We start from the raw sequence: 11,092 nt of genomic DNA on the forward strand, positions 1-11,092 counted from the left end.
TCCGGCCATAATGCCGCACGTTGCCGGGCCTCGACACCCTCTTCGCCTGGCCTCAGCGGCACCACCCCGCGGGACGTATAGCGCCTTTCAGTACAGGATTTCTGCAACAGAGGCGGACTGCCCGTGTGCCGTCCAGCAACCTCCTCGGGGTCGCCTCCTCCGGGCCACCCCTTCGAGCACGGGGGTGGCCGATGCCGTCAAAGCCTCGGCCCGAACTATAGAGCCTGACCATCCCCGTCGAAGAAATGGCAATGGGCGGGATCGAAACTCAGCCAAACGCGCTCGCCCGTCGTCACATCGCTGATCCCAGCCGTCTCGACGGTCACGAGATCATCCTCGCCGATATTGGCATAGAGAAGCGTGTGGTTGCCGAAAGTCTCGACGACGACGATCTCGGCCGCAATACCTTCGGTTTTCTCGCGGCTGAACTTGATCTCATGCGGGCGGATGCCGAGCACGACATCGTCCCGATCGATCGCTGCCGCCGGCGCTTCCGGAAAAGCCATTTCGACCCCGTTCGGGAGCTTGAGGCGAGGACCTCCCTCCGACGCTCCGGCGACGCGCACCGGCAGGAAGTTCATCTGCGGGCTGCCGATGAAGCTCGCCACGAAACGGGTCTTCGGCTTGCCATAGAGTTCGAGCGGCGTGCCCACCTGCTCGATGCGCCCCTCGTTCAACACCACGATGCGGTCCGCCAGCGTCATCGCCTCGGTCTGATCGTGCGTGACGTAGATCATCGTGGCGTCCATGTCGCGATGCAGGCGCGCGATCTCGATGCGCATCTGGGCGCGCAGAGCTGCGTCGAGGTTGGACAAAGGCTCGTCGAACAGGAAGACCTTCGGATCGCGCACGATCGCACGACCGATGGCGACACGCTGGCGTTGTCCACCAGACAATTGCCGCGGCTTGCGCTGGAGAAGCTCCGACAGGCGCAACATTTCCGCCGCTTCCGTGACCTGCCGCTTGATCTCCGACTTCTCGACCTTCGCCTGCTTCAGGCCGAAGCCCATATTCTCTTCCACGGTCAGATGCGGATAGAGCGCGTAGGACTGGAACACCATCGAGATGCCGCGCTTGGCAGGCGACAAATCCTTCACCGAACGCCCCTCGATCAAAAGGTCGCCGGAGGTGATCTCCTCCAGCCCCGCAATCAAGCGCAGGAGCGTCGACTTCCCGCATCCAGACGGTCCGACGAAAACGACGAATTCTCCGGGCTCGACACCAAGGTCGACACCGCGGATCACCTCCGCGGCCCCGAACTTCTTACGCACGCCTCGAAGTTCAACTTGCAGCTCTCGGGCCATGGCGGTCACCTCGTTCAACCGAATGCCGATGGTTTGATGACGGGGACGTTCTCGCCCGCCACAGGATTGAGACGGCGGCGCACCATGGCCGCAGCTCCGATGAGGCCGGAATCGTTACCATGCTCGGTCGCCAAGATCCGGGCATCATCAAACAGATACGGCCAGGTGTTTGCCCGAAGGTGGCGACGGATACGGTCCAGCAGGAAGCCTCCGGCGAGCGAGATGCCTCCGCCGACGACGCAAAGCTCGATGGCGGTGAGATTGATCATCGTCCCGAATGCCTGGGCGATGTAGCGCCCCATCGTCTCGAACGCCGCGTCGGCTCGTGCATCACCGGCCAGAGCGCGTTCGCGCAAAAGGCTCATGTTGAGATCTTCGGCCGCTTCTCCGGTCTCCGCGGCATAGGTGGCGATGACGGCCTTGCCACCCGCAAGATCCTCAAACGTACCGTGAAGACCATAGCGTTCATACGGATGACCCGGCTCCAAAACCATGGCGCCGAATTCCGGCGGCTTGCCATCACGGCCGCGCACGATACGTCGATCGATGACGAGGGCGCCGCCAATACCGGTGCCCACCGTGATGAGGGCAAAGCTCGAAACGCGCCTGCCGACACCGAACTCCAATTCGCCGAGCGTGGCAGAGATCGCGTCGTTGTCCGTTGCCGCGGGCACGTTCAGGCGTCTGGCGAGCTCAGCCGCAAGCGAGCCGCCCTTAAGAAGCGGAACATTTCCGGTGCCGTCGAGCGGCAGGCCGGTGGCGGGATCGGCATAGCCCGGCGCTGCGATCCCGATCGCTTCGGGCGCAGCTGAGACCGTACGCGCCAAGGCATCGAGGCTTTCGGCAGCCCCCTCCACGAGGGCTTCGAAGCTTGCCAGCGAACGAAAGGGAAGTGCGCTCTTGGCAACGACGACGCCGTTGCCGTCGACGATGCCAAGCTTCACCGAGGATCCGCCGACATCGACCGCAAAAAGGAATTCGGGCGTCAAACGGCCTCTCCGACCTTGATACCGAGCCGCTTCGTCATGCCCGGATAAGGCATATCCTCCGGCACGAGCCCACGTTCCGCGGCAAGATCCACTGCGAGCCACTGAAACGGCACGACGGCGCTCAAGGTATCGAGACCGGTCGTCGGCTCTTCCGACGCCGGCCAGACGATCCCCTCAGGCTCTTTGCCGGTGAGATCGAAGATGAAGCCGGTCAGGCCGTAATGCGCCATCGCTGCCACGACACGGCGTGCCAGATCGAGTTCGTCCGCATTCGAAGCAAGCGCAATCGTCACGCTCTTCTTGGTGAGGCCGTGCAGACGGCCGTGGCTCGCCTCCTCGGTTTCGAGGCCAAAGGAGGGAATGCCGGCCATTTCCGCCACTTTCAACGATCCCTCCAGGGCAGAACCGTAATGCCGTCCCTGCCCCAGGACTGCGATCACATCGGCACCGGCGAGCTTCGGCGCCATGTTGGTCGACCAGATGCGCGCCGTCTCGATCAGCTGTGCATAACCCTCGACGAAACCACGCGCCGCTGTCGGCATCGTCTTGCCGCTCAGCGCCATGCCGATCAAGCGAAGCGCCAGAACGCTCGCCGTGTAGCCCTTGGTCTTCGGCCCGACGGTCTCGTCCTCGACCGGAAGCCAGACGACCTTCACATCACAGGCGGCAAGCGGCGCCTCTCGTCCGGCCGTCACCACGATGACATCCATGCCCTCTTTGCGGGCCTGTTTCGTCGCGGCGATCGTATCGCTGCTGTTGCCCGACTGGGACAAGACGATGGCAAGGCTCTTGGCGACGCGGCGCTCGCCGGTCTCGGCCAGGAAGGTCAGCGGGCTGCGCAACGCAAGCTCGGCAGGGAGGCCGGAAAAGCTGTCGGAGGCGGCAAGGAGCGCATTCATCGAACTGCCGGTGCCGATCAAAATGACGCGTTCAGGCTCCGATTCCGGGAGCGCCGCTTCGATCTGTAACGGCAAGTCGGACAGGACTTTCTCGACCGTCGCCGGTTGTTGGGCGATAAAGTCACTGATTTTCATGGTCATAACGCAGCCTGAGGGTCCGTATCGAGGAAGTTGATTGACGTGATGGGTCCCTATTAATCAAAACGTTTTGGAAAACTCAACCATTTACAGAGACGGAGTGCGATGTCGCTTCAGGGCACAAACCTCGAACATGCGAGAAGACGCAATCGCCGCGTGGCGTTTGAAGCGGTTTTGAAACACGGCCCGCTGTCCCGCTCAGAAATCGCCCGGATGACGGGCCTCACCTCGCAGACCGCGTCCAACATTGCCGGGGAATTGATCGCACTCGGCCTCATCAAGGAGACCGGGCGTCGCCTCGGCCGCAAGGGCCAGCCCGCCACCGAATATGTGGTCGACGACGAGGGCGCCTACACGATCGGCATCCACCTCGATCAAAACCAGCTGGTCGGCCTGCTCGTCGACGTTCTGGGCCACATCGTTGCACGCACCGCGCTTCCGATCGCACGCCAAAATCCGGGCGAGGTCTTGCCTCTCGTGGAGCGGGCCGTCGATGGCCTGGTCAACGGAAACGACGAAATCCGGCGGCGCCTTCTCGGGCTCGGCGCGGTGATGCCGGGCTTTTTCGAGAGCGGCACCTTCGCATCGCGCGGCCCCCTCACGATGGAAGGCTGGCTCGATTTTCCGCTCGCCCAGGAGCTTTCCGAACGTCTCAACCTGCCGGTTTTTGTGGACAACGACGCGACAGCCGCGGCGATCGGCGAAAGCCTCTACGGCTTCGGCCAGACCCATCCGACCTTCATTTACATCTATTTCGGCCTCGGCCTCGGTGGCGGCATCGTCATCGACGGACGCCCCTTTACCGGCGTGCGGCAAAGAGCGGCGGAACTCGGCCATCTCATCGTCAATCCCGGCGGCAAGCCCTGCGCCTGCGGCAATCGGGGCTGCCTGGAGCGCTACGTCTCGCTGCACAGCGCCTACGAGGCGATCCTTCAAACAGAGAACGAATGGCAGGGCGCAAGCCCCGACCTGCTCCTGAAAGCCTTTCAGACGGGCAATAACGCGCTCGCAAAGTGGCTCGACGACGCCGCCTACTATCTGCGCATCGCTGTCAACGGGCTTGAGAATCTCTTCGACCCGAGCGGCATCGTCGTGGGTGGCTTGCTTCCCGACCCGATCCTGACCGCCCTCGTCGAGAAGACTTTTCCACTGTTGCCGAGCTCCGCGGCGGATCCAGGGACCCGAGGCGCGCGGCTCATCAAGGGCGAAGTGCGCTTCGATACGCCGGCGGCAGGAGCTGCAGCTCTGCCGATGTCGCGCCTTCTGCATCCGCTTGCGAAGGAAGACGGGCCAGAGCTGGAAAATGCCGCAGGAGCCGGCCTTTTCGGAGCGCTTTGAGCGCCAAAGTGGGGCGCTGTGCCGATCTTTCCGCAGCTCGGAACAGACGCTCGCACCTCTCTCGAAAGGGCGCGCTCCCTCGCCCACAAGGCGCGCCCACTCAGGCCCTATCGGCAGATTTTTGCAGTGCAATAAGGGCGACAGGCCAGGCTAGCGCCCGTTGACAGACAATTTTGCCCTTGATCTATTTAGCAAAACAATTTGAATTATTAATCCTTGCGGTTTCGATGTCGCTGGAACTGTCCGCAACTGAAATGGAGTCCAAGTGCATGAACATTTTACGCCTCAGTGCGGCCACCGCCTTGGTCGCATCATCGCTCGGCCTGGGTATGGCCGGCCCCGCCTCGGCGGAGACGACCATCAATGCTCTCTACATGTCGCAGGCCTCCTACAACGAGGCCGATGTCCGCAGCATGACAGAGGCCTTTGAGAAGGCGAACCCGGACGTCAAAGTCAATCTCGAGTTCGTCCCCTACGAAGGCCTGCGCGACAAGACCCTCCTCGCCAGCAGTTCCAGCCAGGGTTACGACGTCGTCCTCTTCGACGTGATCTGGACCGCGGAATATGCCAAGCGCGGCATCCTCGCCGATGACACGGACAACATCTCCGCCGAGGTCAAAGACGAGATTTTCCCCGGCGCCTGGACGACCGTGGAATATAACGGCCACTATTACGGCATGCCCTGGACGAACAGCTCCAAGCTCTTCTTCTACAACAAGGAAATGGTCGAGAAGGCCGGCTTCGATCACGCTCCGCAGACCTGGAGCGAACTCGTCGAGCAGGCCCAGGCGATGAAGGAGCAGGGTATCGTCGAATACCCGATCGTGTGGAGCTGGGCGCAGGCCGAAGCCGTGATCTGCGACTACACCGTGCTTCTCGACGCCTTCGACGGCAAGTTCCTCGACAAGGACGGCGCTCCGGTCTTCCAGGAGGATGGGGGCCTCGAAGCGTTGAAGTTCATGGTCTCCACGCTCGATGACGGCATCACCAATCCGAACTCGACGGAATACCTCGAAGAGGATGTGCGCCGGGTGTTCTCGAGCGGCCAGGCCGCGTTCGCCCTCAACTGGCCTTATATGTACAACCTCGCCAACGATCCGAAAGAATCCGACATCAGCGGCAAGGTCGGCGTCATGGCACCGCTCGGTGTCAAAGACCGCACCGAAGCGTCCGGCGTGAACGGCTCCATGGGTCTCGGCGTCACCGCCAACACCGACAACGCCGACATCGCCTGGAAGTATGTCCAGCACATGTCCTCGCCGGAGATGCAGAACAGCCACGCAGAGCGCAGCCTGCCGATCTGGAAGGCTTCTTTCGAGAATTCCGAGGTCATCTCTGGCCGCGAGGATCTCATGAAGGCTGCAAGCAACGCCTTCACCGCGATGATCGCCCGTCCGACACTGCCGAACTACCAGGAAGCGTCGAACATCCTGCAGGTGTCGATCCAGGAAGCCCTTCTCGGCGCCTCCTCCCCGGAAGACGCCCTCGGCTCGGCCGCCGATCAGCTTAAATCCCTGACCGACCAGTAAGGCCTTCCTTCGATGCGCTCATCCCTATCGTATCATTCCAGGCAGCGTCTGACTGCCTGGCTCATGATCGCGCCTCTCGCGGTCGGTGTCCTGATCATCGTCGGATGGCCGTTCCTCGACACGATATGGATGAGTTTCACCTCGGCACAGCTGACCCAGTACACAGGCGACTGGGTCGGCCTCGACAATTACATCCGTGCCTTCCGCTCGCCGCAGGTTCGCGGCGCGCTTGCGACGACAATCTTCTTCGTCGCCCTCACCGTTTCGCTGGAACTCGTTCTCGGCGTCTTGGTGGCTTTGCTGCTTGATCAGCCGCTTTACGGCAGGCGCTTCTTTCGCGCGCTCCTGATCCTCCCCTGGGCGCTGCCGACAGTGGTGAACGCCATGTCGTGGCGGCTGATCTACAATCCCGATTTCGGCGGCCTCAACGCGGTTCTGACGCAGATCGGCCTCCTCGATTCCTATCAGAGCTGGCTCGGCTCGCCCGCGACCGCGATCTACGCCATCGCCGTCGCCGACATCTGGAAGACGGTGCCGCTCGTGGCGATGATCACGCTCGCCGCCCTGCAAGGCGTGCCGCGCGAACAGCTGGAAGCCGCGCATATCGACGGCGCCTCGCCATGGTCGCGCTTCAAGACCGTCACCATGCCGGCGATCGTCGGACCGTTGATGGTCGCGGCCGTCCTTCGAACCATCGAGGGCGTCAAGGTCTTCGATATCGTCTGGGTGATGACGCGGGGTGGCCCCGCCAACAGCACCAAGACCATGAGCATTCAGGTCTACCAGGAAGCCTTTTCGAATTTCCGGGCCGGATCCGGCGCCTCGCAAGGCCTGTTGATCGTGCTCGTCAGCCTCATCCTCATCAACGTCTACGTGGCGCTCCTGCGCCGCCAGGGGGCACAATGAAACAACCTCTTGCCCTCCGCGTCGTCCTGCATGCTCTGGCGATCCTCGTCGCCGTCATCATCCTGGCGCCGATCCTCTGGCTCCTCCTCGTCAGCGTCAGCACGACGACGCATCTGACGACCCTCCCCTTCGAGTGGATTCCCGAGAAGCTGAATTTCGACAATTACGCCAAGCTCACGACGCTCGAGCCCAACAGCCGCGGCGAGATGTTCCTCTACGCCATGCGCAATACGGCCCTCGTCGCCTTCGGCGCGACAGCGATCGCACTTTGCGCGGCGGTTCCTGCGGCCTGGTCCTTCTCCCGCTCCAAGGGCGGGCAGAGCAACCTTCTCTATGTCGTCGTCGCGACCTACATGCTGCCGCCGGTCGCACTCATCGTGCCGCTCTTCGCGTTTTTGAACGGGCTCGGCCTTTTGAACACCAAGACCGGGTTGATGCTGGTCGACTGCTCCATCGTCCTGCCCTTCACCACCTGGCTTCTGAAGAGCAATTTCGACAACATCTCGCACGAGATCGAAGAAGCCGCCTTCGTCGACGGGGCCAGCATGCTGACGGTCCTGCGCAGCGTCACGCTGCCGATGGCAAAGCCGGCGCTCGCCACTGTCGTGCTCTTCTCCATCCTCCTCGTCTGGGACGAATTCTTCTACGCCTTCATCCTGACCAATGACGACCGCAGCCAGACGCTCACCGTGGCGATCGCCAATCTCGCCAGCGGCCGCGTCTCCGATTATGGGCTGCTTGCAACCGCGGGCATTCTGACGGCGCTGCCGCCGCTCATCATCGGCATTCTCCTGCAGCGCGCGCTCGTTTCCGGCCTTGCACAAGGCGGCGTGAAGGGCTGAGGCCGGCGATCTTCAAGGGACGCATTTCTCCTTTGCGTCCCCTTCTCTCTCGCTAGCCCGACAATCAGGCCTTGCGTTCGCCCAACGCCGCGCCACAGTGACGGCAGGAACGGAGATACCGACATGGGCGACTTCAGCATCGGGGCAAAAGACCTCCTCTTCGTCATCGATGTTCAAAACGATTTCTGTCCGGGCGGCGCGCTTGCCGTGCCCGATGGCGACGCGGTCGTGCCGGTCATCAACGCGCTGATGCCGCGTTTTCAGCATGTGGTGCTGACCCAGGACTGGCATCCGGCGGGGCACCAGTCTTTCGCCAGCACGCATCCCGGCAGCGACCCTTTCCAGACCTTTGCCGCCGAATATGGCGAACAAGTTCTGTGGCCTGAGCATTGCGTACAGGGAAGCGCCGGCGCGGCGTTCCACCCCAAGCTCGAGACGGTGCCGGCCGAGCTCATCCTGCGCAAAGGCTTTCGCCCCGGCATCGATTCCTATTCCGCCTTCTACGAAAACGACCGAACGACGGAGACCGGTCTTGCGGGCTATCTGCGCGAGCGCGGCTTTGCCCGTCTTTTTCTCACAGGTCTCGCCACCGATTTCTGCGTCGCCTGGTCGGCGCTCGATGCCCGCCGGGAAGGCTTTGCGGCCGTGCTCGTGGAAGATGCGTGCCGGGCGATCGATCTCGACGGCTCCCTGGACAAAGCGCGCGCCGAGATGGCTGCGGCCGGTGTCAGCTTCGTCACCTCGCAGGCGATCTAGCCGCCGCGCCGCGGCGGCTATCCCGGTAGCACTCAGTCGTCGTCTTCCAGGAAGTCGGAGGATCGCACCGGCCGGTCGACCACCTCCCGCAGCGCGAAGGACGAGTTCAGCCGCGCGACATGCGGGAAGGCCGACAGCACCGTCTTATGGATGCGCTCGAAATCCTGGAGATCGCGCGCCGCGACACGCAGAAGATAATCGTACTCACCCGACATCAGAAAACAGAACAGCACGTTCGGGCAGCGGCGTGCGGCCGCTTCGAACTCCGACAGATGCCGTTCGCTCTGGCCGGAAAGCGCGATGTTGACGAGAACCGTCACGGGCCGCCCGAGATGGCGGTGAGACAGGCGGGCATAGTAGCCCTTGATGGCGCCCTCTTTCTCCAGACGGTCGAGACGCCGCGAACATGCCGAGGGCGACAGGCCGACGCGCTCCGCCAACGCCGTGTTGGAGAGCCGCCCCTCCCGCTCCAGCGCCCGCATAATGGCAAGATCAAAATGATCAACCTCGTACATGTGTGGATGATTGCGCAGATTGGGGCTCCTCTGCAAGATATTTGCATCACGGGCTGACTGCCCGCCCCTTTCTGCAAAGACATTGCGCATCTGCTGCGCTTTCTTTTCCTTCCCACCAAGAGGAGAGAACAATGCGTGTTGGATGTCCCAAGGAAATCAAGAACCACGAATATCGCGTCGGCCTGACACCGGCGGCGGCGCGCGAATACGTGGCGCATGGCCACCAGGTGATGATCGAAAGCGGCGCCGGCGCCGGCATCGACGCATCCGATGAAGATTATGCGGCGGTCGGAGCGTCGATTGCTGCCACGGCCGAAGAGGTTTTCGCCGCAGCCGAAATGATCGTGAAGGTGAAGGAACCGCAGCCCAGCGAGTGGGCGCAGCTCAAACAAGGCCAGATCCTCTACACCTACCTGCACCTTGCTCCGGACCCCAAGCAGACCGAAGGGCTCATCGCCTCCGGCGTCACCGGCGTCGCCTACGAGACGGTGACCGACGCCCATGGCGGGTTGCCTCTGCTTGCGCCGATGTCGGAGGTCGCCGGCCGCCTGTCCGTCCAGGCCGGCGCTCGCGCGCTCGAGAAAGCCTGCGGCGGGCGCGGCGTGCTTCTCGGCGGCGTCGCGGGCGTCGCCTCCGGGCGGGTCGCCATCATCGGCGGTGGCGTCGTCGGCAAGCAGGCCGCCAAGATGGCCCTCGGCCTCGGGGCCGACGTCACCATTCTCGACCGGTCCATCTCGCGCCTGCGCGATCTCGACGACCTCTTCGAGGGCCGCGTGAAGACCGCGTTCTCCACACCCACGGCGGTCGAAGAGACCGTTTTCACCGCCGATCTCGTCATCGGAGCCGTCCTCATTCCGGGCGCGACGACGCCGAAACTCGTCACGCGCGAGATGCTGTCGGGCATGAAGAAGGGAGCGGTGCTCGTCGACGTCGCCATCGACCAGGGCGGCTGTTTCGAGACCTCGCATGCCACCACCCATGCGGAGCCGACCTTCGAGGTGGAAGGCATCGTGCATTACTGCGTCGCCAACATGCCGGGCGCCGTGCCGATCACCTCGACCAATGCCTTGAACAACGCGACCCTGCCCTTCGGCCTGGCACTTGCCGACCGCGGCCTTGCGGCATTGACCGCCGACCCGCATCTTCTCGCCGGCCTCAACGTGCATCGCGGCAAGGTCACCAATCGCGCCGTCGCGGAAGCCCTCGGCAAGCCTTTCGTCGATGCGGCCGAAGCTCTGAAAGCCTGAGGCTCTCTGCCTCCAGCCGGTTTTGGGCGGCTTGCCGTTTTCTCAAAGCCCTCTCGGCAAAAATCCTTCTAGATCGGGCGCGAGAGCCTTCTCGCGCCCGCTTTGTGTCTGGTCGCCATTTTCAGGTGGGGCGACCGGCTCCTGAAATCCTTCGGGGAAACAATCCTCTGCCCGGGACCGATGTTTCGATCCGCATGGCGATCAATGCGGACGCGGTCGGCTCATCTTGACGGTAATGCGCGCGCTCACCGCCGCTTCCGAAAGCGCACTGGCGATATCGTCGGCGCTCAGACCGCTGTGCGGCCAGATGCGGTCGATCCGCTCAGCCTGTCTGCCGGTATCGACGCAAATGCCGCTTTCGATCGCTTCGGCGACCACCCGGCGGATTTCCTCGAACACGGCGCTTCGGGCCGGATTGTAGGCGTCATCCAGCATCTTTTCTGAACCTTTTCATGCTTCTGCAGGCGGCCCCGACAGCCCCGGCAGACGGCGAAGGTTTCCGCGATCGTGCCCGGGACGGCACTAAAGCAGGTTAGTGCGAGGCCGCGGACGCCGAATATCCAGGCGACAATGGCGAGAAAACGGTGGCGGGAAAAATCATGGCGAACGGCCGCCCCCCACCGCCTCGC

General features: G+C 63.0%; 11 protein-coding genes. 6 read left to right on the forward strand and 5 right to left on the reverse strand.

The genetic code is table 11. The annotated features are described in order from the left end of the window. Positions 1 to 215: 215 nt before the first annotated feature. From BLP76_RS13465 to BLP76_RS13475, 3 genes are read right to left on the reverse strand one after another with little or no spacing between them, the layout of a single operon-like run. Positions 216 to 1,304 carry an ABC transporter ATP-binding protein gene (locus BLP76_RS13465; protein WP_092814373.1) on the reverse strand — a complete coding sequence of 363 codons (1,089 nt, stop codon included), beginning with the start codon at positions 1,302 to 1,304 and terminating at the stop codon, positions 216 to 218. Positions 1,305 to 1,318: 14 nt separating this feature from the next. Next, positions 1,319 to 2,293, reverse strand: coding sequence for an ROK family protein (locus tag BLP76_RS13470; RefSeq protein ID WP_170130457.1), 975 nt, complete (start codon positions 2,291 to 2,293; stop codon positions 1,319 to 1,321). Then, the gene (locus BLP76_RS13475) at positions 2,290 to 3,333 is read right to left on the reverse strand and encodes an SIS domain-containing protein (RefSeq protein ID WP_092814180.1); all 1,044 of its coding nucleotides are present in this window, start codon (positions 3,331 to 3,333) and stop codon (positions 2,290 to 2,292) included. Before BLP76_RS13475 ends, BLP76_RS13470 begins: the two co-directional genes overlap by 4 nt. A gap of 153 nt (positions 3,334 to 3,486) precedes the next feature. Here BLP76_RS13475 and BLP76_RS13480 point away from each other — a divergent pair, with 153 nt between their 5' ends. The 5 genes from BLP76_RS13480 (at position 3,487) to pncA (ending at position 8,701) form a co-directional block, all read left to right on the forward strand. Beyond that, positions 3,487 to 4,668 (forward strand): ROK family transcriptional regulator, encoded by a 1,182-nt coding sequence (locus BLP76_RS13480; protein ID WP_171904406.1) that lies wholly within the window; start codon positions 3,487 to 3,489, stop codon positions 4,666 to 4,668. Between the two features lie 275 nt (positions 4,669 to 4,943). Next, positions 4,944 to 6,197 carry an extracellular solute-binding protein gene (locus BLP76_RS13485; protein WP_420867623.1) on the forward strand — a complete coding sequence of 418 codons (1,254 nt, stop codon included), beginning with the start codon at positions 4,944 to 4,946 and terminating at the stop codon, positions 6,195 to 6,197. A gap of 12 nt (positions 6,198 to 6,209) precedes the next feature. After that, a complete protein-coding gene (locus BLP76_RS13490; protein WP_092814191.1) occupies positions 6,210 to 7,103 on the forward strand; it encodes a carbohydrate ABC transporter permease in 894 nt (297 codons plus the stop codon). Beyond that, positions 7,100 to 7,945, forward strand: coding sequence for a carbohydrate ABC transporter permease (locus tag BLP76_RS13495; RefSeq protein ID WP_092814194.1), 846 nt, complete (start codon positions 7,100 to 7,102; stop codon positions 7,943 to 7,945). Before BLP76_RS13490 ends, BLP76_RS13495 begins: the two co-directional genes overlap by 4 nt. A 123-nt stretch (positions 7,946 to 8,068) precedes the next feature. Beyond that, the gene (pncA, locus tag BLP76_RS13500) at positions 8,069 to 8,701 is read left to right on the forward strand and encodes a bifunctional nicotinamidase/pyrazinamidase (RefSeq protein ID WP_092814196.1); all 633 of its coding nucleotides are present in this window, start codon (positions 8,069 to 8,071) and stop codon (positions 8,699 to 8,701) included. A gap of 32 nt (positions 8,702 to 8,733) precedes the next feature. Here the strand turns inward: pncA and BLP76_RS13505 are convergent, their stop codons facing one another. After that, entirely contained in the window at positions 8,734 to 9,216 is a 483-nt protein-coding gene (locus BLP76_RS13505) for an Lrp/AsnC family transcriptional regulator (protein ID WP_092814376.1), read from the reverse strand. A 131-nt stretch (positions 9,217 to 9,347) separates the two neighbouring features. On the opposite strand from BLP76_RS13505, the gene ald reads away from it, so the two are divergent. Further along, on the forward strand, positions 9,348 to 10,463 hold the full coding sequence (ald, locus tag BLP76_RS13510) for an alanine dehydrogenase (RefSeq protein WP_092814199.1): 1,116 nt from the start codon (positions 9,348 to 9,350) through the stop codon (positions 10,461 to 10,463). A gap of 201 nt (positions 10,464 to 10,664) precedes the next feature. Here ald and BLP76_RS13515 read toward each other — a convergent pair whose 3' ends face one another. Next, positions 10,665 to 10,898, reverse strand: a complete 234-nt coding sequence (locus BLP76_RS13515; protein WP_092814202.1) for a hypothetical protein — start codon at positions 10,896 to 10,898, stop codon at positions 10,665 to 10,667. Positions 10,899 to 11,092 lie beyond the last annotated feature (194 nt).

The organism is Afifella marina DSM 2698 (genome assembly GCF_900102695.1).
Taxonomy (GTDB): Bacteria; Pseudomonadota; Alphaproteobacteria; order Rhizobiales; family Afifellaceae; genus Afifella; species Afifella marina.